The 26035-nt window shown below is 42.9% G+C and carries 27 protein-coding genes; 13 read left to right on the top strand and 14 right to left on the bottom strand.

What is annotated here, in order from left to right; genetic code table 11:
- The first annotated feature begins 282 nt into the window (after positions 1-282).
- Complete coding sequence (locus tag Q0L00_RS05905; protein WP_297335943.1) at positions 283-1089, top strand: MOSC N-terminal beta barrel domain-containing protein; 807 nt, start codon at positions 283-285, stop codon at positions 1087-1089.
- Positions 1090-1114: 25 nt separating this feature from the next.
- On the opposite strand, the gene hemE is transcribed toward Q0L00_RS05905, so the two are convergent.
- The 6 genes from hemE to truA form a co-directional block, all read right to left on the bottom strand.
- Positions 1115-2137, bottom strand: a complete 1023-nt coding sequence (gene hemE, locus Q0L00_RS05900) for a uroporphyrinogen decarboxylase (RefSeq protein ID WP_297335942.1) — start codon at positions 2135-2137, stop codon at positions 1115-1117.
- 108 nt (positions 2138-2245) lie between these two features.
- Complete coding sequence (locus tag Q0L00_RS05895; protein ID WP_297335941.1) at positions 2246-2794, bottom strand: hypothetical protein; 549 nt, start codon at positions 2792-2794, stop codon at positions 2246-2248.
- A gap of 81 nt (positions 2795-2875) precedes the next feature.
- On the bottom strand, positions 2876-3394 hold the full coding sequence (locus Q0L00_RS05890; protein WP_297335940.1) for a hypothetical protein: 519 nt from the start codon (positions 3392-3394) through the stop codon (positions 2876-2878).
- 7 nt (positions 3395-3401) lie between these two features.
- Complete coding sequence (locus Q0L00_RS05885; RefSeq protein WP_297335939.1) at positions 3402-3989, bottom strand: hypothetical protein; 588 nt, start codon at positions 3987-3989, stop codon at positions 3402-3404.
- A gap of 46 nt (positions 3990-4035) precedes the next feature.
- On the bottom strand, positions 4036-5808 hold the full coding sequence (locus Q0L00_RS05880; protein ID WP_297335938.1) for an ABC transporter ATP-binding protein: 1773 nt from the start codon (positions 5806-5808) through the stop codon (positions 4036-4038).
- Between the two features lie 6 nt (positions 5809-5814).
- Positions 5815-6573: a tRNA pseudouridine(38-40) synthase TruA gene (gene truA / locus Q0L00_RS05875; RefSeq protein WP_297335937.1), complete on the bottom strand. Its 759-nt coding sequence runs from the start codon at positions 6571-6573 to the stop codon at positions 5815-5817.
- A gap of 93 nt (positions 6574-6666) precedes the next feature.
- On the opposite strand from truA, the gene Q0L00_RS05870 reads away from it, so the two are divergent.
- The gene (locus Q0L00_RS05870; RefSeq protein WP_297335936.1) at positions 6667-7149 is read left to right on the top strand and encodes a DUF4293 domain-containing protein; all 483 of its coding nucleotides are present in this window, start codon (positions 6667-6669) and stop codon (positions 7147-7149) included.
- A gap of 124 nt (positions 7150-7273) precedes the next feature.
- Positions 7274-8383: an aminotransferase class I/II-fold pyridoxal phosphate-dependent enzyme gene (locus Q0L00_RS05865; protein ID WP_297335935.1), complete on the top strand. Its 1110-nt coding sequence runs from the start codon at positions 7274-7276 to the stop codon at positions 8381-8383.
- On the opposite strand, the gene Q0L00_RS05860 is transcribed toward Q0L00_RS05865, so the two are convergent.
- Positions 8380-8808, bottom strand: coding sequence for a rhodanese-like domain-containing protein (locus Q0L00_RS05860; RefSeq protein ID WP_297335934.1), 429 nt, complete (start codon positions 8806-8808; stop codon positions 8380-8382). The genes Q0L00_RS05865 and Q0L00_RS05860 overlap by 4 nt on opposite strands.
- 155 nt (positions 8809-8963) lie before the next feature.
- A complete protein-coding gene (locus Q0L00_RS05855; protein ID WP_297335933.1) occupies positions 8964-9704 on the bottom strand; it encodes an MBL fold metallo-hydrolase in 741 nt (246 codons plus the stop codon).
- Between the two features lie 114 nt (positions 9705-9818).
- Between Q0L00_RS05855 and Q0L00_RS05850 the strand changes: the two genes are divergently transcribed.
- On the top strand, positions 9819-10910 hold the full coding sequence (locus tag Q0L00_RS05850; RefSeq protein WP_297335932.1) for an ATP-dependent 6-phosphofructokinase: 1092 nt from the start codon (positions 9819-9821) through the stop codon (positions 10908-10910).
- Here the strand turns inward: Q0L00_RS05850 and Q0L00_RS05845 are convergent.
- From Q0L00_RS05845 to Q0L00_RS05820, 6 genes are all read right to left on the bottom strand, one after another.
- Positions 10907-11599: a hypothetical protein gene (locus Q0L00_RS05845; RefSeq protein ID WP_297335931.1), complete on the bottom strand. Its 693-nt coding sequence runs from the start codon at positions 11597-11599 to the stop codon at positions 10907-10909. The two genes, Q0L00_RS05850 and Q0L00_RS05845, sit on opposite strands and share 4 nt — an antisense overlap.
- Before the next feature lie 9 nt (positions 11600-11608).
- Positions 11609-11773, bottom strand: a complete 165-nt coding sequence (locus Q0L00_RS05840; RefSeq protein ID WP_297335930.1) for a hypothetical protein — start codon at positions 11771-11773, stop codon at positions 11609-11611.
- Between the two features lie 167 nt (positions 11774-11940).
- Positions 11941-13479 (bottom strand): YifB family Mg chelatase-like AAA ATPase, encoded by a 1539-nt coding sequence (locus Q0L00_RS05835; protein ID WP_297336026.1) that lies wholly within the window; start codon positions 13477-13479, stop codon positions 11941-11943.
- A 61-nt stretch (positions 13480-13540) separates the two neighbouring features.
- The gene (locus tag Q0L00_RS05830; protein WP_297335929.1) at positions 13541-13921 is read right to left on the bottom strand and encodes a hypothetical protein; all 381 of its coding nucleotides are present in this window, start codon (positions 13919-13921) and stop codon (positions 13541-13543) included.
- Between the two features lie 29 nt (positions 13922-13950).
- Entirely contained in the window at positions 13951-15783 is a 1833-nt protein-coding gene (locus tag Q0L00_RS05825; protein WP_297335928.1) for an ABC transporter ATP-binding protein, read from the bottom strand.
- Positions 15784-15834: 51 nt separating this feature from the next.
- Entirely contained in the window at positions 15835-17532 is a 1698-nt protein-coding gene (locus Q0L00_RS05820; RefSeq protein ID WP_297335927.1) for a hypothetical protein, read from the bottom strand.
- A 246-nt stretch (positions 17533-17778) separates the two neighbouring features.
- Here Q0L00_RS05820 and Q0L00_RS05815 point away from each other — a divergent pair, with 246 nt between their 5' ends.
- The 9 genes from Q0L00_RS05815 (at position 17779) to Q0L00_RS05775 (ending at position 25886) form a co-directional block, all read left to right on the top strand.
- Positions 17779-18021, top strand: a complete 243-nt coding sequence (locus Q0L00_RS05815) for a type B 50S ribosomal protein L31 (protein WP_087938486.1) — start codon at positions 17779-17781, stop codon at positions 18019-18021.
- Positions 18022-18090: 69 nt separating this feature from the next.
- On the top strand, positions 18091-19290 hold the full coding sequence (locus Q0L00_RS05810) for a GlmU family protein (protein WP_297335926.1): 1200 nt from the start codon (positions 18091-18093) through the stop codon (positions 19288-19290).
- Positions 19291-19294: 4 nt separating this feature from the next.
- A complete protein-coding gene (locus Q0L00_RS05805; protein ID WP_297335925.1) occupies positions 19295-20443 on the top strand; it encodes a DNA polymerase III subunit in 1149 nt (382 codons plus the stop codon).
- Entirely contained in the window at positions 20436-20870 is a 435-nt protein-coding gene (locus Q0L00_RS05800; protein WP_297335924.1) for a RimK/LysX family protein, read from the top strand. Before Q0L00_RS05805 ends, Q0L00_RS05800 begins: the two co-directional genes overlap by 8 nt.
- A 1-nt stretch (position 20871) precedes the next feature.
- On the top strand, positions 20872-21780 hold the full coding sequence (gene rimK / locus Q0L00_RS05795) for a 30S ribosomal protein S6--L-glutamate ligase (protein ID WP_297335923.1): 909 nt from the start codon (positions 20872-20874) through the stop codon (positions 21778-21780).
- Positions 21777-22712 (top strand): hydroxymethylbilane synthase, encoded by a 936-nt coding sequence (gene hemC, locus Q0L00_RS05790; RefSeq protein WP_297335922.1) that lies wholly within the window; start codon positions 21777-21779, stop codon positions 22710-22712. The genes rimK and hemC overlap by 4 nt, the downstream gene beginning before the upstream one ends.
- Entirely contained in the window at positions 22709-23554 is an 846-nt protein-coding gene (locus tag Q0L00_RS05785; RefSeq protein ID WP_297335921.1) for a peptidylprolyl isomerase, read from the top strand. Before hemC ends, Q0L00_RS05785 begins: the two co-directional genes overlap by 4 nt.
- The gene (locus Q0L00_RS05780) at positions 23544-24461 is read left to right on the top strand and encodes an SDR family oxidoreductase (protein WP_297335920.1); all 918 of its coding nucleotides are present in this window, start codon (positions 23544-23546) and stop codon (positions 24459-24461) included. Before Q0L00_RS05785 ends, Q0L00_RS05780 begins: the two co-directional genes overlap by 11 nt.
- Before the next feature lie 39 nt (positions 24462-24500).
- Positions 24501-25886: a sodium-dependent transporter gene (locus tag Q0L00_RS05775; protein WP_297335919.1), complete on the top strand. Its 1386-nt coding sequence runs from the start codon at positions 24501-24503 to the stop codon at positions 25884-25886.
- Positions 25887-26035 lie beyond the last annotated feature (149 nt).

The raw sequence follows: 26035 nt of genomic DNA, 5'->3' as shown, positions 1-26035 counted from the left end.
TTGAATTGTGAAGTATTCTTGGCAGAATCTGTGGAAAAAGAATGCCAGTCAAGCAACCTTTTCACGGGCCCCTGCATCTAAGGGATAAGATGAAAAAGTTAGGAAAAAGACCTTTATCCGAGAAGTTACGCTGGTTTCTGGTATTTCTGTTGATTTGTCTGATTTTTGTCTTTGCTGAAGGCTTCAACTCATTAGATCCTTTTCGGTGAAGAAAAAAGAGGGAATTAGTTTTGTTCATTTTTGAGTTTTTGAATGTAATTTGCTGAAAAAGCAATTTGACTTATGGGTTCAGTACTTCGTATTCAGGATATTTTTATTTATCCCATCAAATCTCTTGGTGGAATCCGCCTTGAAAAAGCCATAGTGGAAGAGCGGGGTTTTCGCTTTGATCGAAGATGGATGCTGGTTACCCCTGATGGGATGTTTGTTTCACAACGAAAACATCCCAAAATGGCTTTGCTTCAAGTCAAGGTTGACCAAGATGGTTTGCTGGTTTTTGAAAGAGCTAGGCCTGAAAATTTTATTTTGATTCCTTTTGAGCAACAAACTGATGAAAGTCTTACGGTCAGGGTTTGGGATGATGAAATGAAAGCTGCCCGGGTCGGGGAGAGTTTTGATCAGTGGTTTTCCGAATTTTTGGAAATGGAGCTGTTTTTAGTCAAAATTTCGGAACAAACCCATCGAAAAGTCAGTCAAAAGTACTCGGTCAAGGACGAATCTGTCAGTTTTGCAGATGGAATGCCGTACTTGGTTATCGGACAGTCTTCGCTAGATGAGTTGAATTCTCGGTTGGAATTACCGGTGAATATGGATCGATTTAGACCCAATATCGTTTTTTCAGGAGGAACCGCTTTTCAAGAAGACAATCTCAAACGAATCCGGATCGGTCAGGTGCTGTTTCAGGTCGTAAAGCCTTGCGCGCGTTGCGTGATGATCACCGTGGATCAGCATACGGGTGAAGGTGGAAAAGAACCCTTAAAGACGCTGTCTTCCTATCGAAAAATTGGCAATAAGGTGCTTTTCGGACAGAATGCAGTAGCCCTAGAATCAGGGAAAATCCAAGTCGGCGACCTAGTCACTCCCCTTTAAGTTCCAGACTTGAACGATCAGTAATCTAATATTTTTTTACCGTCTCTATAAACACTTTGACCATCTCAGGATCAATGTCAGGATAGACGCCATGGCCCAAATTAGCAATATGGCGTGTACCCTTGAATTGTTGCATCATATCCTGGGTAGCTTCTCGAACTTGATCGGGATTTCCATAAAGTGCCGCAGGATCAAGATTTCCTTGAAGAGTTTTGGTTGAACCAATCAATTTTCGGGACTCTGCTATCCCCATATTCCAGTCTAGTCCGATGGTTTCACAATTTAATTTTGCCATTTCCTCCCGTGCAAAAAATGCTCCTTTTGCAAAAACGGTTTTAGGAACCTGATTTATAGCATCACAGATTTGAGCGATGTATTTTAATGAAAATTCCTGGTATTGCTTTGGACCCAAAATTCCTGCCCAGCTGTCAAAAATCTGAACCAAATCTGCTCCAGCTTGGATTTGAGCCTTCAGGTAATTGATTGTGGAGTTAGTAATCATCTGTAAAAGGCGATGTGAAAATTCAGGCTGTGTATACAGCATCGCCCGGGCTTTGGAGAACGTTTTACTTCCGCTTCCCTCAATCATGTAAGCAAAAATCGTCCAAGGGGCTCCAGCAAATCCGATCAAAGGAACTCGGCCAGCTAATTCTTTTTTGGTAATTTCGATCGCTTTGATTACATAGGATAGGTCATTGGCTCCATCGGCGATTCGGAGTTTTTTCAGATCAGCTTCTGATTGTACAGTTTGAGGAAACCAAGGTCCTCTTTTTTCGACCATTTCATAAGGCAAGCCCATCGCCTCAGGAATCACCAAAATGTCAGAAAAAATAATTGCCGCATCCACACCTAACAATTCTACGGGTTGGATGGTGACCTCAGCGGCCAATTCCGGAGTTTGCGCGAGCTCAATAAATCCTGAAACTGATTCTCTCACCGCACGGTATTGAGGTAGAATTCTTCCCGCTTGTCTCATGAGCCAAACTGGCGTTCGTTCTACTTTTTCACCTTTGGCTGCTCTAAGCAGCAGATCATTTTGGAGTTGCATGTTGCAAAGATAGGAAGCAAATAATATTTGGGAGCTAAAAGCAAGGCAATAAAAAAACAGGATTGCTGCAAGGCTTCAATCCTGTTGGTAATTAAGTTGGTTTAGCTATTATTTTTTCTGGGGAAGCAAGGTGTTGTTTTTGAAGTCTTCTTCGGTGATTCCCAGATACTTAGTCACGGCTTCATAATTAGTCAAATCAATTCTAGCACTTGGGAAATCAGAGGGAATGACTACGATTCGAAAAGTCTGATTGTCTGTCCATTCAGGTCCAAGCAAGGTAGGATCTATCGCACCGTCTAAAAAAAGTCTGACATCAAAAACTGTGAAATCATAATTATACACTAGTGGTCCTTCCTCAAAGAAAACAGTTTGCGGAAGTGCTCTCCAGATTTCTGTGTCATTTCCATCCGTTTCCCAAAGGATGTAAGCTTGGACCGCATCGCTTTCGAATATGGGCTCTGGCCAGTCAAAAATGGCCTCATAATTTTCCTCTTGAGTAAAATCAAAATTTACTTCAAATGTCGTAGCGACGATATTCACCCCATCCTGTCCGTCTTGCCCGTCAAATCCGGGAGGGCCTTGTGGACCGGGAGGGCCTTCGCAAGCCTGAAATAGGACCAAGGCCAAGAAGCCAAAAACTGTGCTGAGTCGTTTCATAGAATGTTGGGGTTTTAAGAAGTAATAAATTCTTTCACGCTAAAAGAATGCCAAGGGTTGGTTAAAAAATGTAAAATGATTTTAGTCCTTGATCGGTGCAATAACGTGAACCTCTTGCTCGGAAATGATTTTATCGATGTAGGTTTCTGATAATGTGAGTTTTGCAGAGTCAGCAAAATTCTTGATTTTTTCTTTGACGGTGTTGGGACTTGGCATGACCCATTTGCTTGCGTTGACCTTAGCAAGCAAATAACGGGAGGATTGAAACTGTCTAAACTCCAGCGAATCCGCAGAAATCAAGGCATTGATTCCCACAAATACGCGCATCGTGTCAAGCTTACCTGCAGGTTCGATTTCATAAATCGTATGCAAAGCACTTCCGGGATGAAGGGTCTTTTGCGCTTCCATCGCTTCAAAAGCTTTTCCGAGCGCTTCATCTCTCGGTACTCCGACAAAATAAATACCTGATAAGGGCTCCGGTCTTTTTTCAACCACTGAAATGGAAACAGGATTGTTTCCGCCCATCCGATCAAAAAGCCAAAATCCTATTCCTCCTAAGATGATGAGGATCAGGGAAATGGTAATAAGTTTCCGATTCATGATGAAATTAGAATAGATATCTGACCCCTATCCCTCCTTGACCCTTGATGTGGCCGACACGATCCAAAAGTTCCAAAAACATCCCTAGTTCAGCAAAAACAGCAATGGGGACATCGTCAAAGTAATATTCTGATCCCACAAAAGCCTCCGGACCAAAATCAGCATTGGTTCGCTCTTCGCTCATCGGCACAATTCCACCGCCGACCTGACCTTCTGTAAAGGTGTAATTGACTCGGGTGGTTCTCAGCTGAGCGCCAAGGCCACCATAGGCCAAAAGATAGCCTTGCTCAATTTCAAACATATCCGTGATATCCTCATGGTAGGCCATTCTGGCATGAAATGAAACGCCTTTTCTGGCCGTATGTCCCACATAAAAGGCATTCGATGAAGGGGGATTGGTATCAAAATCCCGCTGAAAATATCCATCACTATTGATTCCTCCACTTCCGATCATTACTTCGTAAGAAAAGTAATCATCAATAAAATCCTTGTAGGTTAGTGTAAACGGCTCCCCGATTCTAACACCTGCCCCGCGTTCTTGGGCCACGGAGGTGAGAGTTAAGAAAGCAAAAATGGCTACTAGTAAATTTTTCACGGTATCGTTGGTTTAATTTTTCTCGAGTTTGAGAGCAAATTCCAGGCTAGATTGCCATGGACTTGAGTTGCATTTGATGCAATTGGGTGTAAAAACCGCCTTTTTCCAATAAAACATCGTGAGTTCCTTGTTCGACAATCTCACCCTTGTGCAGCACGATAATTTGATCTGCTTTTTGGATCGTGGAGAGTCGGTGGGCAATCACGATGGATGTGCGCCCCTTCATCATTTTTTCGATGGATTCTTGAATTAACTCCTCGGTTTCAGTGTCCACAGAAGAAGTAGCTTCATCCAAAATGATGATTTCAGGATTGTAAACCATAGCCCGAACGAAAGAGATCAGTTGTCGCTGACCTACCGAGAGTGTGGAGCCACGCTCCATGACATTGTAGTCTAATCCACCCGGAAGTCGCTCGATGAATTTTCTTGCCCCTACCATGTCAGCAGCTTCCATTACCTGTTCTCGGCTAATGTCGGGATTACCCAAAGTGATGTTGTAATAAATGGTATTGGAAAATAGAAACACGTCTTGAAGGACTACTCCAACATGTTTTCTTAGGGTATCCAACTCAAACTCTCGGATGTCTGTGCCGTCTATTTCGATGGCCCCTTTATCAATTTCATAAAATCGTGAAAGGAGATTGATAATGGAAGATTTGCCAGCTCCTGTGGCTCCGACTAAGGCTACGGTTTGTCCTCTTTTAACTTCAAAATTAATGTTTTTCAATACATAATCTTGGTCAACATAGGCAAACCAAAGCTCCCGAAACGACAGATTTCCTTGGATTTTTTCCGGCTTGAACGTGCCTTCATTGGCAATGTGTTCTTTGCTATCTAAAAGTTTAAAAATACGCGAAGAACTCACTACTCCCATCTGGAGTGTATTAAATCGATCGGCAATCATGCGTATCGGTCTAAAAAAGAGCTGCAAATACATAATAAAGGAAATCAAAACTCCGATTTGAAGCTCCATTCCCAATACACCTACAGCCCCGTACCAGACGACTAAACCAATACCGATCGCCTGAATGATTTCGGCCACCGGAAAATAAATGGAATAATAAAGAACCGAACGTATATGTGCTTTTCGGTGCTCCCGATTGATTTCCTTGAATTTTTCAAATTCTCGTTCCTCTCTGTTGAAGATCTGAACGATATTCATTCCTGTGATGTGCTCTTGAAGAAAAGAATTGAGGTTGGAGACGGCATTTCGGACATCATTGAAGGTGACCTTAATCTTTTCCTTGAAAATGTAGGTCGAGATTATCATTAGAGGAAGGGTACACAAACTTACTAGTGTCAGTTTCCAATCGATGTAAAACATTACTGCCAAAATGGTCACCAACTGGAGTAAATCCCCGATAATTGCCGCCAACCCTTCGCTAAATACATCTGCCAAGGTTTCGATATCTGAAATGTTTCTCGTCACCAGTCTTCCGATGGGCGTATTGTCAAAAAACTTCAGCTTTAATTTTAAGAGGTGTTTGAATAATTTGATTCGAATATCTCGAATAATTACTTGCCCGATCCAGCCTGAATAAAAGGTATGAGCCCACTGAACTCCGGCCTGTAGAACCATTAATCCTACCAAAATGTAAATCATTCTGATCAATCCTTGACTGTCTCCAATGGTCACATAGTCGTCGATAGCCACTTGGATAAAGTAAGGCCGAGTGGGAGCCAGGAGAGCCAAGGCTACGGTCAAAAATATCAAAAGGTAAAATTTTCCTTTGTAGGGCTGCACGTAGCGATAGAGCTCTCTCAGGACACGGGTGTCGACGATTTCTCCAGATGATTCTTTCTCTTTTTCTAAGCTCAAGGTATGCTAGTCTAAATAAATGTCGTTCGGGTAGATGATTTTGCTGAGAAACAGTCCTTTGGCTGGGGCTGCTTTACCTGCTTTTGATCGCTCACGGGATTGGATGATCTGATTCATATCATTCGGATGACGTTTTCCCAAACCGATTTCCATCAAAGTTCCCACAATTGCACGTACCATCCCACGTAAAAAGCGATTAGCGGTTATATGGAATAACAATTCCCCCTCTTTTTGTTCCCAATAGGCGGATTTTATTTGGCAGCGAAAGTGATTTACTTCGGTATGCACCTTGCTAAAGCATTCAAAATCCTCGTGTTCCAACAGGTATCGCGCAGCTTGGTTCATTCGATCCAGCTCAGGGGAATGAAAACAAACCCAGGCAAATTGATCTAAAAACGGGTTTTTTCGGAAAATCACACGGTAAAAATAGGAGCGTTCCACGGCATCAAAACGAGCATGAGCCTCTGGTTTAACCGGGCGTATCTGATGAATGGCAATGCTTTTGGGGAGGATCCCATTGAGTGCTTTGACGGTTCGTTCCAAATCAACAGTTCCTTCACTATCAAAGTGACAAACTTGCATGGAGGCATGGACCCCTGCATCTGTCCGGCCACTTCCCATGATGGCAATCGGTTGGCGAAAATAAGTGGATAGCGCGTTTTCAATTTCTTTTTGGACAGAATGGGCATTTTTCTGGGATTGCCAACCATGAAAATCAGCCCCATCGTAACTCAATTCCAGAAAATATCTTTTGGATGTACTCATCAAGCACAAAGATACACTTCCTCCCTGATTCTGATTTAGCCTTTTCTTGTGAAAGCGGGGATTTGGACTTTTCTTTGCAAAAAATTAAAAATTATGATTCAACGGGTTCAAACCATTTTCCTTTTTCTGGTAGTCGTCGCTATGGGAATTACCATAGGTACTTCGCTTTGGAGCCAAACAGAAACCGGAAGCGGTACGGGAGATTCCTGGGAGTTAACCGCATTTATGCTGACAAACTTGGACGCTAATGGTGAGGTGATCCAATCTTCTTCGAAATGGTATCTTTCTGCCTTGGCCGCTTTTGCAGGGTTTTTGGCTCTGATCTCTATTTTTCAATATAAAAGTCGAGCTAAACAAATGCTCTTTAATATGATCAATAGTTTGGTAATGGTGTCTTTGGTGGTAGCTGTTTTTCTCACCACCAATGGAATCAATACCGAGCTGGATGCTTCCGGAGGAGGGACTTATCATTTTGGGTTTTGGGTGATTTTAGGGGGTATGGTTTGTAATATGCTCGCAAATCGATTTATCAAGAAAGATGAAGCACTCGTCAGGTCGGTTGATCGGATACGATAAAAAATAAGTGAGCCCGGTTTTTTGCCGGGCTTTTTTTTGAATTTTTTTGAATTTTTTGAGGCTTGTGACTCAAATCATATTCTTATGAGCTAGGTTTTCTTAATTTCCCAAAAATATTCAAGCTATGAAATTTGAGACCCGATCTATTCATAAAGGAAATCATATTACTGACACTAACCGACCGGTGGTTCAGCCCATTACGCTGAGTACCACGTTTGAGCATGAGAATGAAGCCGGAATGCTCTACACTCGCGCAGGGAATCCCAATCGGCTGGCATTGGAAGAGCTGGTGGCTTCTCTGGAAGGGGGAAAGGTCGCTGCAGCTTTTTCTTCCGGAAATGCCGCGGGCACGGCAGTTTTTCAAGCACTTGAACCAGGATCTCATATCATCGCCCCGGATGATATGTACCATGGTCTGCACAATTCCATGAGCATACTTTTCAAAGGGATTCATGAGGTGAGCTTTGTGAATATGGCAGACCTCGAGGCAGTGAAAAAAGCAATCAGACCTAATACGCGTCTGTTTTGGGTAGAAACACCGTCTAATCCTTTGCTGAAAATCAGTGATGTCCGAAAAATCGCTGAAATAGCCCAAAACCAAAAAGCTATTTTTGCTTGTGACAATACCTTTGCCACTCCTGTTTTTCAAAATCCTTTGGCACTAGGTGCGGATATCGTGATGCACAGCAGTACCAAGTATTTTGGGGGACACAGTGATATTTTGGGGGGAATTCTGGTGGGAAAAGAAGACAATGAATTTTGGGCAAAAATCAGAACCGTGCAGCGAGTAGGAGGAGCTGTCCCTGCAGCAGCAGATTGCTACTGGCTAAGTCGAAGCATCCGAACGCTGGCTTATCGAATGCGAGGTCATGCTCAGAATGCCATGGTTTTGGCCGAATATTTTTTGATTCATCCCAAAGTGGATAAAGTACACTACCCGGGACTAAAAATTCACCCAGGCCATGAGGTGGCAGCAGGTCAGATGACAGGGTTTGGTGGCGTGGTTTCTTTTGAAGTCAAGGGGGGTAAAGATGCTGCAGATCGACTGATTAAGGCGCTTCATCTTTTTGTCAATGCCACGAGCTTGGGAGGTGTAGAAAGTATCATCGAGCGAAGAGCAGCGGTGGAGGGTCCAGACACCCTGACTCCCCCAAATCTCATTAGAGTTTCGGTAGGATTAGAACACAGTGATGATTTATTGGAGGATCTGGACCAGGCCTTTTCGAAGATTTAAAGGCGCTCTAGTGGAAGGCCGTTTCGTGCCCAATCTCCAAGGCCACCACGCAAGTGAAATACTTGAGTATACCCATTTTCGATTAAAAAATTAGCTGCCTGTTCGCTTCGGACTCCTGCACTGCAGTAGATGTAAATTTCCTGATCTTTGGGTAGCTCGAGTGCGCGCTTGGCAAAATCACTGGAATAGATATCAATCACTATGGCTTCTTTGGAAATGAGGCCTTGATTGATCTCAGCCGGAGTCCTCACGTCCAGTAAAATCCCCTTTCCTGCATGAAATTTGGACTGAAAGTCTTTAGCATCCAAGGTGATGAAGCGGGCATTTGGAGACTGATCGGTTTGGGATTGGGAGTCGGTTTGACCTCCACCTGTACAGCTTCCCAAAAGCAGAAGTGTGGCAAAAGCAAAAAGCAAATTTTTCATAGTGGGTAAATTATGCAGCAAAAATATTCAATTCCACTGTTTTTCCTTTGTGACTCCGCACACCAAAGTAGCAGGGAATTTAAATTTCCTGCCCTATCAAAAAACAAAAAAGCAGCCTGTTGAGCCGCTTTTAATCTTAAATTGAATTTGGAGTTTTAATTTTCGGGATACCAGTTTCTCAACCTGACTTCTACACTGGGTGCGGATTCGTTAACCAAGATTTTGAATTGATCCACATCGGCCAATCCGTCTCCTCCTCTGAAATGATAAGGGTAAACAATGGCAGGTTTGAATTCAGAAACTGCACTTGCTGCCTGATTGATATCCATAGTATAGGGTAAATTCATACATACAAAAGCGACGTCTATTCCGGTCAATGCGCGCATTTCGGGAATATCCTCGGTATCTCCTGAAAGATAAATTTGCTTTCCCCCCAAAGTCACAATATACCCATTCCCTCTTCCTTTGGGATGCCGACTATCAGCCGTTTCTGGGAGGTTGTACATGGGAATGGCACGAATGTCAGCTCCTGAAATTGCTTTTTGCTCACCATTACTGATGACTTCGATTTTTGCATAGTTGCTCTGAGGAAGTTTTTCAGCTACGGCTGCAGGGGCTAAGATGGTAGCTTTGCTCAGGTCTAAACCGTCTAAGGTTTCCTGGTTGTGATGATCACCGTGAATGTCAGTGATCAATACCAAGTCTGCGGGCTTTTGTTCTGAAAATAGCTCAGCGCCCCCGTAAGGATCTACATAAATGGTCAGATCCTGATATTCAATCACTAAAGAACCATGAAGAATGGGGGTGATTTGGATGGGTCCATTTTGAGCGGGGATTTGATCCTGTCCGAAACTGAAGTAGGAAATAAAAACTAGGAGAAAGCTGAATTTTTTCATAGGTTAATTGCTTTGAAGGATAACTCGAATACTTAAAATCTGTTTTAAAATTGTACTTTCTGAAGGTTGAATCCAAAACTAGTTGGGGACAGCGTTCTTTATTTTCCAGAAGATATGAAAAAATTGTTGGTTTCTACCGGAGGCGGGGATTGCCCCGGGCTCAATGCAGTCATTAGAGGAATTACCAAACGTGCCGCTCAGTCAGGAGAATGGGAAGTCTGGGGAAGTTTTGAGGCGTTTAACGGAGTCATGGAAAATCCTCCTCGAATCCTCAAGTTGGACGAGCAAAACACGGCTGGAATCCATGTGATCGGAGGGACGATGCTGGGAACCACGAATAAAGGAAATCCGCTTCGCTTTTCAGCAAAGCAGGCTGATGGCTCGGTTAAAGTCATCAATAAAATCCCTGAGTTGGTAGCTGACCTTAAAAAAAAGGGGTTTGATGCTGTAATTAATATTGGAGGAGACGGTTCACAGGAAATTTCTCAGGCCATGTTTGAGGCGGGAATGCCGGTTGTCGGTGTACCCAAAACCATTGACAATGATCTGTCTTCCACCGATTTTACTTTTGGATTTCAGACTGCGGTACAAATCGCTACTGATTCGTTTGATCGGTTGGTGACCACAGCGGCCAGCCATCATCGGGTGATGATTATGGAAGTAATGGGGAGAAACGCCGGCTGGATTGCACTTTACACGGCGATTGCCGGAGGTGCTGAAATTTGCCTGATACCCGAAATCCCCTATGACCTCAAAGAAGTAGTGAAGCGAATCGAGTCCCGCTATGCCAATGGTCGTGGGTTTGTGAATATTGTCATTGCAGAAGGCGCCCATGCCGAGGAAGGAACCGTGACTTCAAGTCAGGGGGAAGAAGGTAGAATTGCCGTTCGCCTCGGTGGTGTGGCGTATACGTTAAGTGAACAGTTGAAAGCTGCCGGTCTAGATGCAGATATCCGAGAAACCGTTTTGGGACATACGCAGCGTGGAGGAACGCCGATTGCTTTTGACCGAGTGATTGCTTCGGTTTTTGGGGTGAAAGCCTTTGAACTGGTTTTGGAAGGAAAGTTTGGTGAATTAGTCGTTTTGCTCAACAATGAATACACTTCCGTTCCGATCAAAAAAGCGATTTCAGCTTATAATTATGTGGACCCAAAAGGTACTTTGGTGCAGGCTGCAAAAGGCATGGGAATTAGTTTTGGAGATTAAATTGATGAGGATATGCACCGAGAGGCATAATCCCGATACCATTGGATAGGACATTCTTGGATGTATTCCTGAAATAGTTGATTTCGTTCTTCTTGAGAAATTTCCTTTTTAAGATGAATAGTTCCGAGACGAAAATTCCAAGTTTTATTTAACTCCTTGAGAGACCTCACCGATTCCATGGGGGGTAGATCCTGTGGTGGAAAGCCCAAATCTTGGATCACTTGATGGATGTTGGGTTGGTAAATTGGGTCAAAAGACCAGCCCGAATCCTGGCACAGATTTACATAATCTTCCAAAAGGTCCAAGATTTCAAAAGCTTTCCGGGCTTGTTTTTGTTGCTCCATTGCTTTTTTAAATACCGAGAATGCCTTTTTGTAATTTTTTAGGAATCGATAAGTCCGAATGAGTAAGAGGGTGTAGAGGTGTTTCCCGGCAGTTTTCTCCGGGGCCTCCTGTTCGTTGATTTCTTTTAGAAAAGGCAGGGCTTTTTCATAGTCCTGATGATCAAAATAGATCGATGATAGCTGTCCTTTGGTTAGGTAGTCGACTAGGTTGGGCGGATAATTTTCTTGGACAGTCTCGATGTAGTCAAGGGTAAATTGGATTTTGGTTTCGGTATCCGCTTCCCATAGCTCTCGATACAAGGTGAGCATAAATTCTTTGGAGAAAAATTCGTTTGGGTGGGGCATTTTTTGATTTTAGTTTACCGATTCATATCCTTTTTGGTAACCATCTTCATATCCGCTTTGAAAAGCGTCCTTCGCATGGTCCCAGTTGAGTGATGTGTCCAAAGTTAAAATGCTGACTATTCCCAAGATGAAAGCGATGATTTCTCGTTTGGTGATTTTTTTCGTGGGATTCATGTGTTTCTTATTTTTTTAATGGTCAGATAGAGTCTCACTCAGGTAATTATCACCCTCCTTGTGACTTATCAGGTCAGGTTCAGGTTCATGGTACTTAAAACTTGTGGTTCCTTCAATTTCTTTTCCGTCCAAAGAAGTAATAGTTAATAAAATCATGAATAAAACACTCATTCTGCCCAGTCTTGTCGATCCAAACTCCGGTACTGAATTGCCTCGGCCAAATGCTCTACTTTGATTTCGGAACTGTCAGCGATATCCGCAATGGTACGAGCCACTTTAAGAATCCCCTCGTGGACCCTATCTGAAATTCCCAGTCGCTTTAGGGCTATTTTCAGGAAAGTTTTACTAGCCTCATTGATTTGGCAAAATTCTTTGACCATATGAGATGGCATCATGGCATTGCAATAGACTTCAGGGATATTTTGAAAACGCTCTTTTTGTTTTTCACGGCCTTTGATGACTCGCTCTCGAATAGCTTTGCTGGATTCGCTTTTTCGGGTGGCTGTCATCTGATCAAATTTTTCCGGAGTCACTTCCACCTGTAAGTCAATTCGCTCAAGTAGTGGGCTGCAGATCTTTTTTAAATACTGCTGAACGATTCCCGGCCCGCATACACATTCCTTTTCGGGGTGATTGGAATAGCCACAGGGGCAAGGGTTCATACTGGCGATCACGCTAAAATCAGCTGGATAAGCTTCTGATGTTTTCGTACTTGAGCGGGTTATTTTATGCCCTTCTCTAGCTTGATGGATGACTTCCAATAAGGATTGCTCGAATTCGGGTAATTCATCCAGAAACAGTACTCCGTTATGGGCCAGTGAAATCTCCCCTGGTTTTGAATTGTCGGCACATCCCATGAGCGCTGCCTTCGACATCGTGTGATGAGGATTACGAAAAGGACGATTGGTAAGTAAGGAAGCATGGTGTGAAAGTTTTCCTGCAATGGAGTGGATTTTAGTTGCTTCCAATGCTTCCTGTAAAGAAAGGGAAGGAAGAATCGAGGGAAATCTTTTGGCAAGCCTAGTTTTTCCCGCACCGGGTGGCCCGATCAGGATAAGGTCATGGCCTCCTGCAGCGGCAATCTCCATGGCCCGTTTAATTTTTTCCTGACCTTGAATATCGGCAAAATCAAACGCTACCTTGTCGAGCGAATGGAAAAATAGCTCTCGGGTATCGGTTATGAGGGGCTCAATCTGAAGATCACCTTTCAGAAAATCTGTGGCCTGCTGTAGTGTTTCCACTCCGATAATGTCCAGATTGTTCACGATAGAGGCTTCTTTGGCGTTTTCCAGTGGAAGAATAAAGCCTTTGAACCCTTGTTTCCGAGCGGCGATGGCCATGTGAAGAACCCCTTTGATGGGCAGAAGTTTTCCGTCATGGGATAATTCACCCATGATACTATAGCGACCGAGTTCGGGAAATTCGACTTGTTGAGAAGCCTGTAAAATCCCCAGGGCAATGGGCAGATCATAGGCAGCGCTTTCTGGACAGCTTTCAGCGGATGAAAAGTTAATGATGACCTTTTTCTCAGCTGTTAGAAAGCCAGAATAATGTAACGCAGACCCTATTCGTTGCTGGGATTCGTTGATCCCAGATTTGGGTAATCCTACGAGTAAGAAACTGGTGCTCAGGTCCACCTTGACCTCAATGGTGACCAGGTTGGCATTGAGGCCAGATACCGTACTTCCAAAAATTGTTGTTACCATCATGAAAAAAGGAAACCTGTTTGGGTTTCCTTAATATACAGTTTTTTTGAAAATTAACTCCTTATTTATCCGTGAAATTTTGTCTTGGCGGCAAATTTCCGGTTTCGGAATCTCCAGATGCAGTTGGTTTTGGCATGGGCTTCGGCGTTGGTTTTTGCAGGGTTGTTGGATGTTCCATGTCATAGATTTTAGCCTTGAGTCCATTCATTTCAGATTCCATTTTCTTGATTTTTTTCTCCAAAGAAGATCGAACTCCCTTCCCAATTAGCCAAGAGGCCAAAAACAAGATAAACCCAACCAAGATAATTTTAACCACAGTGTCTGAAGTAACTTCCTCCATTCCGAAAATTCCTCCCAACGTTTCAAATGCAATAAAAAAGACCAAGAAAATGGAGAAATAAACTAAGAGAGTAATCTGAAGTATTTGATGAAATTTTTTCATAAACAGTAAAATTTGCTTGCTTAAATATACTAAACCGACTGAATACTCGAAAGTTTTTGATACAGTCCATCCTGACTTATTAATTCTTGATGATTTCCTCGCTGTACGATTTGACCCCGTTCAATTACCAAAATTTCATCGGCATGCTGTATGGTGCTCAACCGATGGGCAATCACCAAAGTAGTCCGGTTTTTCATCAAATGACTAAGAGCTTCTTGTACCAATTGTTCTGACTCGGAATCTAAAGCTGAAGTGGCCTCATCCAGAATGAGAATTGGAGGGTTTTTCAAAACCGCTCGGGCAATGCTTAGTCGCTGCCGCTGGCCACCTGAAAGTTTTGTGCCACGTTCTCCAATGGAAGTTTGGTAGCCTTCCTCCATTTTTCGGATAAATTCATGGGCATTGGCGATTTTGGCAGCCTCAATGACTTGGTCTTCTGTGACTTCTTCTATTCCGAAGGCGATGTTGTTAAATACGGTGTCATTAAAGAGGATGGATTCTTGCGTGACAATACCCATGAGTTTGCGAAGCTCTTCTAGCTTCAAGCTTCGGAGATCTTTTCCATCAAGAGTGATTTTTCCTTTGGTGGGATCATAAAAGCGTGGAACCAAATCGGCTAAGGTAGATTTTCCACCTCCGGAAGGGCCGACTAGTGCGATGGTTTTTCCTTTTTCAAGGGTAAAATTAATGTCTGTTAAGATGAGTTGCTCCTCGTAGGCAAAGCTAACTTGTTCAAAACTAATCCCCCGTTCGAACCGATCAAGGCTGAGGGCATGAGCTGGGTTTTTGATTTTTGAATCGGTATCCACCACCTCAAAAATTCGTTCCGCCGAGGCAATACCCCGCTGAATGCTGGACACCGCACGTGAGATTTCTTTAGCGGGATTTAAGACTTGGGTGAAAATGATAATATAGGTGATAAAATCTGAGGCACTCAAATCTGAATTTCCACTTAAGACCAAACTACCACCATAAACTAAGATTCCCGCAACTACTGTCACTCCCAAAAATTGAGAAATCGGTGAAGCTAATTCATTCTTTCGGGCCATATTGACATTGATAGCAGCGTATTGGTCAGTTTCCTGATCAAACTTTCCAAACATGAACTGCTCGGCATTGAAAGCTTTGATGACTCGCATCCCGCTAAGTGTCTCGTCTAGAATGTTCACAATTCTACCCAACGATTGCTGACTCTGAACGGCACGTTTTTTTAACCTTCGGGTAATTCCCCCAATGATAGCACCAGAAATTGGGATAATCAAAATGGTAAAAAGAGTCAGTTTCACCGACATAAAAAACAGGACAGCAAAATAAAGTAGGATTGTCGCGGGTTCGCGAAATACCACGCGAAGGGATTGTACAATGGTGTTTTCGACTTCTTGGACATCATTTGTCATTTTAGACAAAAGATCGCCCTTTCGCTCATCTGAAAAATAGCCGATGTGCAGCCCACTCACTTTCCCAAAAATATCCATCCGCATCCGCTTGATGACCACCGCTCGGACTTTGGCTAAAACCACTCCCGATAAATAGGTGAAAAGATTCGAGAGAAAGACCGAAATAACAATGATGATACAAACGAAAATCAGCGTACCAACTTTCCCGTATTCACCTGAAACCTCCAAGAAATAATGGTTGAACAAGCCTGTAAAGTAGTCTATCGAAAGATTAAATTCAGGCAGGTTCCGATACTGGTCCAAAGTCTTAGGATCCACTTGCTCAAAAATGACATCAAAAAGTGGCTTGAGCAGAGTAAAATTGATCAGTCCAAAAATGATGGAAAAGAGCGTGTAGATAATATAGGTGGGCACAAACTTTCCATAGGGTCTGGCATAGGAAAGAATCCGCAGATAAGTCTTCATGAATATCGATTCATCATTTGAGCGCGCAAGTTACGGAAAATAGCTGTTGGACTAGAAATTGAATTCTGGTCGGATAAAATTCCATCGGATTCCCAGTTGAATCAATTGGGATCGCTGGGAATCTGTTCCCTCGATTTGCCGATGTCTGAAGGTATGCGATGCGTCAAGGAAGAAATTATGCTTCAGCATATAGCTTGCAGTCAGATTTGATTGATACACTTGATTTTCTACTCCTTGTCCAATGACATTGCCAAACAATCCGGTGGGGCTTCCGTTAAGTCGATTTTTCAAGACATTTCCCCCCCAATTGGTTTCAGGTTCCGGATCAGTTCCAAAAAATTGATACATGCCCAAAGCCGTTAGGGTTAATCGCGGGAGTGGTTGATACCGTAGAATTCCAATAAATTCCCGAAAATTAGCTCCAAGAGGGTGGGTGAGTGGAGTTCGCCAGTTGGAGTAGGATTGGTAATCGACTTTTTCCTGAAAAGTATAAGGACGCGCAGTATTGAATTCAGCTTGAAGGTCCAAATTGGACACTTTAAACGCATTCATGTATTTGAAACCGGCTTGAACGCCGTATTTATTTCGCTTGGAGCCCTTTCCGTCAATTCCAAAAAATTCTCCGAAGACAAATTCATCTAATGCAAATTGTCCATAAAGCTGCATTCCCGGACGGAAATTCCATTTGGCATCCATCCCTAGCATGACCTTGTCTGGAGTACCGAGTTGCTGCTCCACCCAGCGGAAAAAGACAACCGGATTGAAATAGTTAAAATTAATCTGATCGGTCATTACGGATTCAAAAAACCCGATAGTAAGCTTTTTGCCCAGGTTGAAACTCAGACGATGCATGGAGAAAAACTTTTGAGGATAACGCCCGTCTGTGGGCCTTCGGCGATTGTAAAAGACATCTGCGGTCATTTGGGACCATAAATTCGTGAGCTGAAATTTCCAGATTTTGGTGTTCAGTTTCACAAACATGTAGGGATTGGAAAAGTCGGATAAGAGAAATGACCGATAGCCTTCGCCAACAAAGTTCCGATCATGTCCTACTTGTGCCTGGATGCTTTTGGTTAGGTGAAAATTGACATGGCCTCGGGCAGAAAAATAGCTGTAGCCGTCTTGCTGATACTCTTTCCAGAATCCTTCCCCGGGAACTGCGAGGTTTTGGTTGGCATAAGCCTTTGTCCATGAGGGAAGGAAAACCTCTGAAGTGGTTAGGTAAGTATAAAAACTTACTTTTTTATCAATGGCTCCTCGAACCACAATTCCTCGACTCAGTTGGGCGGGTTTCCGTTCTTGATCGCTTTCTATTCCTCCACTTAAAAAAAGTACCGGACTGAGATGAATGTCAAAATCCTCACTGTAGTAATGAGCAAAATCCCCCGGTCGACGATATATCTTATTTAAAAATGGGGTTTTGGATTCTGAACTTTCTTGCTGGACGAACTCCCAATTATCCTGAGCCAAATAGGCGATGTTAAATCGATCCGAGGCCGATTGAATCGTTGGGTCTCCCGACAAGCTGTCCAGGTATTGAGCTAAAATATCCCTTCGGTATGGTTTGAATCCGGTTAGAAAAAACGGGGTAATCGCTCCTTGTAGAATTTCATAGCGCTCGATTTTATGATAGTAATCCCGTTCGTAGGGAATGTAGCTGCCCTGAGCAAAAATAGAGGAGGTGATAAAAGCTAAAATACAGCTCAGAATCAAACTGAAATGGAGTGGCGTGGAAAGGGAGTTTTGCATAGGGTCTCTAGTTGAAAAGCGAGAAATTAAACGCTTTTCTACCCGAAAATACAGTTTTCAAAGAGATCCTGATCTTTTTCTTAAACTTTTATAATCCGTAGTTAGAAATTCCTGCAGCTCATTACCTTTACAGACCAAGAGATTTGCGGTGCTTCTTAGAAATTTCCAATAAAGATTTGGTGGTTTTTGCGAAAAAGGATAACTTTGTGCCTCATTTGAAAAAGGTACTCCAAAAATACTAGTGATATGAAAGCTGATATTCATCCAAACTACAGAGACGTTGTGTTTTATGACACTTCTTCTGAGTTTAAATTTATGACCAAATCTACCATCGAAACCTCTGAGACAATCGAATGGGAAGATGGCAAGCAATACCCTGTTTACAAAATAGAAGTGAGCTCTGAGTCTCATCCCTTCTATACAGGAAAGAAAATGTTGCTCGATACCGCAGGTCGGGTGGAGAAATTCAACAGAAGATACAAGAAGTAATTCGCAAGAGTCTTTATCGAAAAAGTCTTCCGGAGCATGGATTCCGGGAGACTTTTTTATTTTTGTCCCATGGAGCAGATACTGTTGTTTGACGACCCCTCGATTCGAGGAGCTTTATTGCCTTTTACTTTTACGCGTCCGGTCGGAGCGATCCGAGTAGGAATCCTAACACTTTCCGAAAAATGGGAGCTCATCACCCATAAGAAAGTTTCATTTCTTACCCAAGATTATTTGCAAGAGAAATACCCCCGGCTATCCGGTGAAGCTTTAGCAATTAATGGTGCACTGATTCCCACGCCTGATACCCTGGCATTCCTTAGGAGATTGGATAAAAATCAATCCCTTTATTTTGGGAAAACACTGATTGCAACTTATATCGGAGAAACAGAGAAAAATCTTTCATCCGCTTCAGAAAAGCAGGTGATTCAATTATCTGAAGTACCGCAACTGATTCAGCATCCTTGGGAAATTTTCAGTTTAAATGGGAAAGAAATAGCACGGGACTTTCAACGCATCACTGATGGGCGGAAAAGTCAAACGATTACCGACCCTTATACGAGGACCTATGGGCAGGATATTTTTATCGAAGAGGGGGCAATGATCAAAGCGGCACTACTCAATGCAGAAAATGGACCGATTTACATCGGAAAAAATACTGAAATTCAAGAAGGAGCGGTGATTAGAGGCCCATTTGCATTATGTGAGGGATCCACGGTCAATATGGGCGCTAAAATGCGTGGAGATATCACTGTGGGGCCCTATTCAAAGGTGGGTGGAGAAATCTCAAATTCTGTGTTTTTTGGATATTCCAACAAGGGGCACGATGGATTTCTCGGGAATTCAGTCATTGGGGAATGGTGTAACTTGGGTGCAGATACCAATACCTCAAATTTGAAAAATAATTATGCGCCTGTAAAAATTTGGAATTACGTCCGGGGAGGGTTTGTGTCTACCGGGTTGCAGTTTTGTGGATTGATGATGGGAGACCACTCCAAATGTGGAATCAATACCATGTTTAATACCGGTACGGTTGTCGGAGTAGGAGCAAATATTTTTGGAGATGGATTTCCCCGCAATTTTATTCCTTCATTTGCTTGGGGTGGAGCGGCTGGTTTTTCTACCTTTCAATATTCCAAATTTGAGCAGACCGCAGCCATTGTCATGCAACGAAGAAAACTAAGATGGACTGAAGTGGAATCAGCACTTTTTCAAAAGGTCTTTGAAATGACCAAAAATTATCGAATTTGGGAAAACAACCCAGAAAAATAGCCTCATGCAGTTTGCCGAAATACCAGGTTTGCCCGAAACCAAAAAACATTTAATTAATGCAGTCAAACAGAATCATTTGGCGCATGCCCTGCTTTTTCATGGGCCGGAGGGTTCAGCTAGTTTGACGATGGCTTTGGCCTTATCCACTTTTCTTTACTGTCAAAATCCGAGTGAAGAAGATTCTTGTGGGACCTGTCCTGCCTGTCAGCGGATGGCAAAATTGGTGATGCCAGATCTAAACTTTGCTTTTCCCCTTATTTCAAAAAATAAGGAAGAAAAAAAAGAGGAAAAAGAGGATAAGGTTGATCATTTGGCTAATTTCAGAAAGTTTGCCTTAGAGCAGCCATATGGAAATATTCATGACTATATTTATTTCAATGGTCTGGAAAAGAAACAATTGAATATTTCGGTGGGTGCAGCTCGAAAAATCATTCAGACGCTTTCATTGGTTTCTTTCGAAGGGGGATATAAAATGATGTTGATATGGGGGGCCGAATATCTTAATACTGAAGCCTCCAATGCCCTTTTAAAAATACTGGAAGAGCCACAGCATAAAACGATTTTCATGCTCATTACTTCTCGGCCTGAGCAGCTTTTGACCACGATTTTATCCCGTACTCAAAAAGTCATGATCCGGGCTTTTACCGATGAGGAAATCCATGAATATTTGGTCAACGGTGGATTTTGTGATGCTCAAACGGCTAGTCAGATTGCTATGATTGCCGACGGAAACCTCCGAGAAGCTGTGCGTTTGGTCCATCAGGTGGAAGATCAGCAAGTCGCCTGGGTGAGAGATTGGTTTAGATTGTGTAATCGTCGTAATTTTAAAGAGATTTTCACTCTTTCGGACGCTTATCATAAATATGATAAAGAAGCACAAAAATCCGTTTTACAGACTGGGATGAATGTATTGAGGGAGATTTTATTGAAGAATTCTTCGGTAGACTCACTTCTTCGAACCAAGGGTGAGGACCGGGATTTTATTGAGAAAATTAGTGGGAACGTACTCACCGAAGACCATATACCCGGACTTTATCAGTTATTTAATCAGGCCCATTACCATTTGGAGCGAAATGGAAATGCAAAGTTAATCTTTACCGATTTATCGATGGAAATTGCCCGTCTTATGATGAAAATCAGTCAACATGGATAAAAAAATAATTGGCCGAAAGGAACGGATCTCACTTCCTGAATTGGGCTTGAAGCTGGTCTGGGCCAAAGTAGATACCGGTGCCTATACCAGCTCTGTTCATGCTGAAAATATCAGAGAGGAAGTCCGCAATGGGAAGAAAGTGTTGGTTTTCGAAGCTCTTCTTCCGGGACATAAAGGGTTTACGGGCAAACAAGTCCTTTTTGAGAAATACAAAGAGAAGAAAGTAAAAAACTCGTTTGGACAAGCTGAAGTTCGATACCTGATTGAAACCACCATGGAATTGGCGGGAGAGAATTTTATGGCCGAAATCACGTTAACTGATCGGTCTAGTATGAAGAATGCCATCCTATTGGGAAGAAAAATCCTCAGAAATCGTTTTTTAGTGGATGTATCGACCATTAATCAAGCCAAAGCATACCGCAAGTAAAATGAAAATAGCAATTCTCTCAAGGAACCCCAGTTTATATTCCACTAAAAGGTTGTATCAAGCCATTCAAGCAGCAGGTCATGAGCCATTGATTGTCAATCATAGCGTTTGCGATTTGATCATTGAGCAAGAAGGACCTTCAATTATCTACAAGGGTGAAAAGCTAACTGATGTGGATGCGATTATTCCACGGGTTGGAGCTTCGGTCACATTTTACGGCACTGCGGTGGTCCGGCAGTTTGAATTGATGGGAACTTTTTCTGCAGTTAATTCTCAAGCTATTGTCAGAAGTAGAGATAAGCTAAGAAGCCTTCAGATTCTCTCCAAGGCCGGCTTGGGAATGCCAAAAACCGCCTTTACCAATTTTTCCAAAGGCGGGGAAAAACAACTCATAGAGCATGTGGGGGGGGCACCCTTGATTATTAAATTGCTTGAAGGAACTCAAGGACTTGGGGTGGTTTTAGCCGAGACCAAGAAAGCGGGGCAATCTGTGATCGAGGCATTTCATGGATTGAAAGCCCGGATTATAGTTCAGGAATTTATCAAGGAGGCCAAAGGAGCTGATATTCGTGCTTTTGTGGTCAATGGTAAAGTGGTTGGGGCTATGAAGCGCCAAGGAGCTGAAGGAGAATTCCGATCCAATCTCCATCGAGGGGGAAAAGCAACCATTATCAAATTGAGTAGGGCTGAGCGTCAGGCAGCATTAGGAGCGGCCAAAGCTTTGGGATTGGATATTGCCGGGGTGGATATGCTTCAGTCTGCTCGAGGGCCCTTGATTTTAGAAGTGAACAGTTCGCCGGGATTAGAGGGGATTGAGAAGGCCACGGGGATAGACATTGCCGCCGAAATTATTAAGTTTATTGAAGAAGGAGTACAGAAGAAATCCCCAAAACGAGCTGCCGAACAATGAGAAAAATTAAAATAGGAACCCGTGGAAGTAAGTTGGCTCTTTGGCAGGCTTATCATGTGGCGGAATTGCTGAAAAATTCAGATTTGGAATCTGAAATCGTCATTATTGATACTAAAGGTGATCAAGTTTTGGATGTATCGATTTCGAAAATTGGAAGTAAAGGAGTGTTTACTCAAGAGCTGGAAGATCAGTTGCTTGATGGGCGAATTGATCTTGCAGTTCACTCAGCTAAGGATATGCAATCCATCCTGCCGGAAGGCTTTGAGATAATAGCCTTTACCGAGCGGGAAAAGGAAAATGACGTGATTCTATCGCATCAACCGGAAATGGATTTGACAGATGGATCCAAACCGCTTCTGTTGGGAACTTCTTCCACAAGAAGAGTAGCGACCCTTCGGCATTTTTACCCCCATATCAAAACTGTCGAAGTCAGAGGGAACCTACAGACACGTATTCGAAAAATGGATGAAGGGCTGTGTGACGGGTTACTACTGGCTTATGCCGGAGTCCATCGAATGGGATATGATGCTCAAATTGTCCAGGAACTTTCTCTGGAGGAATTCACCCCTGCGGTGGGACAAGGTTCAGTGGCAGTGGAAGTGGCTTCCAACATGGATTCTGCCTTGAAAATCAAACTGACGGAGGCTTTGAATCATACCGAAACTGCACTAAAATTGCGAGCAGAACGGGCCTACCTTCGGGTTTTGGAGGGAGGTTGCAGTATTCCCGTTTTTGCCTTGGGCCATCTTCGGGAAAATCGGCTGAAGCTCTGTGGTGGAATTGTAAGCCTGGATGGGAAACAGCGAATTTCATTGGAAGTTGAGGGCTCCAAAGAGGATCCCGAAGCCCTTGGAAAGCAACTTGCAAAAGAAGTTTTTGACGCTGGGGGAAAAGAAATTTTAGACCAGATTAAATCAACCTTGAATAAATGAAACTATCCAATCGAATTATAGTAGGCTTAGTGGCGCTGCTCTTTTTTGCCTGTGCAGGACAAAAAGATCATTTGATTAAGATCGATACCAGACATGGACAAATTGTAGCCGTGTTATATGATGATACCCCCATCCACAAGACAAATTTTATTGATTTGGCAGAAAATGGCAGATTTGATTCGACAGAATTTCATCGGGTGATCCCAGAGTTTATGGTGCAGGGTGGAGATGTATTTGGGAAAGAGGATGTGCCATCTGAAGAATGGCCTACTTTGGAGGAGGAGATTTTACCCCATCATTTTCACAAAAAGGGAGTAATTGCCGCAGCTCGGCAGGGAGATAACATTAACCCTGAGCGAAGGTCTAGTGGTTCGCAGTTTTACATTGTTTTGGGTAAAAAATACACCGAGTTGGAGTTGACCACCGATATGCCTAAGCTTCAAGCAGCTTTTATGCAGTATATTCAAGTCCAAAGTCAAGAAGAGCTGCGAAATACCTACACCAGGCTGTATGAAGCCGAAGCCTATGATTCCTTGAATCAGTTGTTGCTTTCCAAACGGGATGAGATTGAGCAATCACTCAGTATGAAACTGACCAAAGATATTCCTCAGGAACGGATAGATGCCTATACATCAGTGGGAGGGACGCCACATTTGGATGACGAGTACACGGTATTTGGAGAAGTGATACAAGGGCTTGACGTGGCTGAAAAGATAGCGCAGGAACGACGTGGCCCACGTGATAAACCGTTAGAACCGGTGTATATGACGGTAAGCATTGAGCGGGTGTCCAAAGGGAAAATCGAAAGAGAATTTGGCTATACCTATCCGGATGGCAACTAGGAAGAAAATATTAATCACCGGCGCCAACGGTCTATTGGGGCAGAAACTGGTTCAAAGGCTGGTGGAAGAAGGGGAGGTTGAAGTTTTGGCCACAGGTAGAGGTGAATGTCGTTTACCGGGTACCGGGTTCAAGTACCTTTCCTTAGATATTGAAAATGAAGAGTTGGTCAAAACAGTTTTGTCTGTTGAGCGTCCCTCAATCATTATCCATGGAGCTGCAATGACCAATGTCGATACCTGTGAGCTTCAAAAGGAGGCTTGCTACAGGGCAAATGTGCTGGCTACAAAATACCTAGTGGAGGGAGCCGAAGAAATTGATGCGCATTTCATTTTTGTATCCACGGATTTTATTTTCGAAGGAAATGAAGGTCCATTGGAAGAATCGGCGGTACCCAATCCTGTAAATTTTTATGGGCAGACCAAACTGGAGGGGGAGTCCATTTTGTTGAAATCAAAATTAAAATGGGCAATAGCCAGGACTGTCTTGGTTTTTGGTAGTGCACATGATTTGAGCCGAAGCAATATTGTCTTGTGGGTCAAAGAAAGTCTGGAATCCGGAAAGGAAATTCAGGTGGTGGATGATCAGTTCCGGACTCCAACCTTGGCAGAGGATTTGGCTGAAGGCTGTATTTTGATTGCCAAAACAGGTGCAGCCGGCATCTTTCATCTTTCAGGGCCGGATTTTCTTACCCCCTATCAAATGGCTCAGATCATCGCTGATTTTTTTGGATTGGATTCATCTTTAATTCAAAGGACAGACTCATTGAAATTTACCCAGCCAGCCAAAAGACCCCTTAAAACAGGATTTAAAATTGAAAAAGCACGAAAAGAGCTGGGTTTTGAACCCAAAACTTTCCGAGCGGCAATTGGTATTTTATCAAAACAAATTATCTTAGCCCGCTCGTAAAAAGCAGTTTATACCCTTTCATTAACTTTAGCATTATCTATGGCAGTAAACGTAAACCCCGACGATAGAGATCAATTTGGCTCGAGTCTCGGATTTATCATGGCAGCGGCAGGATCTGCAGTCGGCCTGGGAAATATTTGGAGATTCCCCTATCTCACAGGAGAAAACGGAGGAGGTGCCTTTGTATTTGTTTATTTAATTTGTGTGGTTTTGATCGCACTTCCCTTATTATTCAATGAAATTGCCTTAGGAAGAAAGTCTGGTAAAAATCCAATTGGAGCGATTCGAGATACAGGTGGAAATAAGTTTTGGCAATTAACAGGCGTCCTTTGTGTGATGGTCTGTTTTTTTGTTTTTAGCTATTACTCTGTGATTGCTGGCTGGACTTTAGGCTATATTTTCACCGAGATTATCAATATACCTATTGATTTTGAAGTCTTTGTAGAGACACCTGAATATGTCATTCCCTTAACTTTTGTTTTTATCCTAGTGACTATTCTGATTGTATTGGGGGGTGTTTCTGGAGGTATCGAAAAGGCGGCAAAGTTTATGATGCCGGTACTGTTTATAATTATCATCTTTATCGCGGGTAGGTCTGTAACCCTTGAAGGAGCAGAAGCCGGGATTCAATATTACCTGAATCCTGATTTCTCAAAAATAACCGGGACTGTGGTACTTCAAGCTTTGGGGCAAGCCTTCTTTTCCATGTCTGTCGGCTGGGGATTGATGATTACCTTTGGTTCCTATTTACCAAAACAATCCAATATTATACAATCTTCGGGTTGGATAGCTGGAATGGATACCACGGTGGCGCTGTTGGGGGGATTGATGGTATTTCCTGCTCTATTTGCTTTACTGCCTGGAAAGGACCCTTCAGCAGGACCTGCCTTGGTATTTGACGTTTTACCTCGGGTATTTGATCAAATGCCGGGGGGTAACTTTATCGGGGCGCTCTTTTTCTTACTCTTAATGGTTGCGGCTTTGACTTCTACGATTTCCATGCTGGAAGTGCCCGTAGCTTATTTGATTGATGATAGAAAGTGGAATCGTAAAAAAGCCACTTGGATTGTGGGAATCGCAGCAATGATCATGTCGGTACCTTCAGCACTTTCTAATATTGAGGGAAATTTCTTTGCCGATATCCAATTTACTTTTCTGAGCAATCCTATTGAGGGGTTCTTTGGGGCAATGGACTTTATTTTCGGGACATTTGCGGTGATCGTGATTTGTTTGATGTTAGCACTTTATACCGGCTGGGCGAGTAAAATATCGGACTTTGCTGATGAATTGGCGATGGGTTCTCCTGGATTTAAAGGTTCTTTCCGAAAAGGTTGGATTTTCTTTATCCGATGGGTTTGTCCCATAGTGATTATTCTCTTGATTTTAAATATGATTGGAATATTTGGAGCTCCTCAGGCTGCTTAAGTTTTCGTTTCCAATTTCAAAGGGGTTGATTCTTCGAGAATCAACCCCTTTTTTTTTCTTTAAAATGAGTGATCTGGACTTCCTAAAGCCATCCGGGTACGTGGATCTTTTCTTTTGAAGGATTTATGATTCTTGGAGAAATACTTTTT

It is taken from the genome of Algoriphagus sp., assembly GCF_024305035.1.
In the GTDB taxonomy this organism is placed as follows: domain Bacteria; phylum Bacteroidota; class Bacteroidia; order Cytophagales; family Cyclobacteriaceae; genus Algoriphagus.
The sequence above is the reverse complement of the archived record's forward strand: the minus strand, read 5'-3'. Positions and strand labels throughout refer to the sequence as shown.

Excerpts from the sequence above, each read along its gene's own strand:
- truA (WP_297335937.1), bottom strand. The coding sequence starts at position 6,573 with ATGAGTACATCCAAAAGATATTTTCTGGAATTGAGTTACGATGGGGCT.
- hemC (WP_297335922.1), top strand. The coding sequence starts at position 21,777 with ATGAGAAAAATTAAAATAGGAACCCGTGGAAGTAAGTTGGCTCTTTGG.
- Q0L00_RS05865 (WP_297335935.1), top strand. The coding sequence starts at position 7,274 with ATGAAATTTGAGACCCGATCTATTCATAAAGGAAATCATATTACTGAC.
- Q0L00_RS05870 (WP_297335936.1), top strand. The coding sequence starts at position 6,667 with ATGATTCAACGGGTTCAAACCATTTTCCTTTTTCTGGTAGTCGTCGCT.
- Q0L00_RS05785 (WP_297335921.1), top strand. The coding sequence starts at position 22,709 with ATGAAACTATCCAATCGAATTATAGTAGGCTTAGTGGCGCTGCTCTTT.
- Q0L00_RS05855 (WP_297335933.1), bottom strand. The coding sequence starts at position 9,704 with ATGAAAAAATTCAGCTTTCTCCTAGTTTTTATTTCCTACTTCAGTTTC.
- Q0L00_RS05895 (WP_297335941.1), bottom strand. The coding sequence starts at position 2,794 with ATGAAACGACTCAGCACAGTTTTTGGCTTCTTGGCCTTGGTCCTATTT.
- Q0L00_RS05860 (WP_297335934.1), bottom strand. The coding sequence starts at position 8,808 with ATGAAAAATTTGCTTTTTGCTTTTGCCACACTTCTGCTTTTGGGAAGC.
- Q0L00_RS05825 (WP_297335928.1), bottom strand. The coding sequence starts at position 15,783 with ATGAAGACTTATCTGCGGATTCTTTCCTATGCCAGACCCTATGGAAAG.
- Q0L00_RS05835 (WP_297336026.1), bottom strand. The coding sequence starts at position 13,479 with ATGGTAACAACAATTTTTGGAAGTACGGTATCTGGCCTCAATGCCAAC.
- rimK (WP_297335923.1), top strand. The coding sequence starts at position 20,872 with ATGAAAATAGCAATTCTCTCAAGGAACCCCAGTTTATATTCCACTAAA.
- Q0L00_RS05830 (WP_297335929.1), bottom strand. The coding sequence starts at position 13,921 with ATGAAAAAATTTCATCAAATACTTCAGATTACTCTCTTAGTTTATTTC.
- Q0L00_RS05810 (WP_297335926.1), top strand. The coding sequence starts at position 18,091 with ATGGAGCAGATACTGTTGTTTGACGACCCCTCGATTCGAGGAGCTTTA.
- Q0L00_RS05890 (WP_297335940.1), bottom strand. The coding sequence starts at position 3,394 with ATGAATCGGAAACTTATTACCATTTCCCTGATCCTCATCATCTTAGGA.
- Q0L00_RS05780 (WP_297335920.1), top strand. The coding sequence starts at position 23,544 with ATGGCAACTAGGAAGAAAATATTAATCACCGGCGCCAACGGTCTATTG.
- Q0L00_RS05775 (WP_297335919.1), top strand. The coding sequence starts at position 24,501 with ATGGCAGTAAACGTAAACCCCGACGATAGAGATCAATTTGGCTCGAGT.
- Q0L00_RS05850 (WP_297335932.1), top strand. The coding sequence starts at position 9,819 with ATGAAAAAATTGTTGGTTTCTACCGGAGGCGGGGATTGCCCCGGGCTC.
- Q0L00_RS05820 (WP_297335927.1), bottom strand. The coding sequence starts at position 17,532 with ATGCAAAACTCCCTTTCCACGCCACTCCATTTCAGTTTGATTCTGAGC.
- hemE (WP_297335942.1), bottom strand. The coding sequence starts at position 2,137 with ATGCAACTCCAAAATGATCTGCTGCTTAGAGCAGCCAAAGGTGAAAAA.
- Q0L00_RS05805 (WP_297335925.1), top strand. The coding sequence starts at position 19,295 with ATGCAGTTTGCCGAAATACCAGGTTTGCCCGAAACCAAAAAACATTTA.
- Q0L00_RS05905 (WP_297335943.1), top strand. The coding sequence starts at position 283 with ATGGGTTCAGTACTTCGTATTCAGGATATTTTTATTTATCCCATCAAA.
- Q0L00_RS05840 (WP_297335930.1), bottom strand. The coding sequence starts at position 11,773 with ATGAATCCCACGAAAAAAATCACCAAACGAGAAATCATCGCTTTCATC.
- Q0L00_RS05845 (WP_297335931.1), bottom strand. The coding sequence starts at position 11,599 with ATGCCCCACCCAAACGAATTTTTCTCCAAAGAATTTATGCTCACCTTG.
- Q0L00_RS05800 (WP_297335924.1), top strand. The coding sequence starts at position 20,436 with ATGGATAAAAAAATAATTGGCCGAAAGGAACGGATCTCACTTCCTGAA.
- Q0L00_RS05815 (WP_087938486.1), top strand. The coding sequence starts at position 17,779 with ATGAAAGCTGATATTCATCCAAACTACAGAGACGTTGTGTTTTATGAC.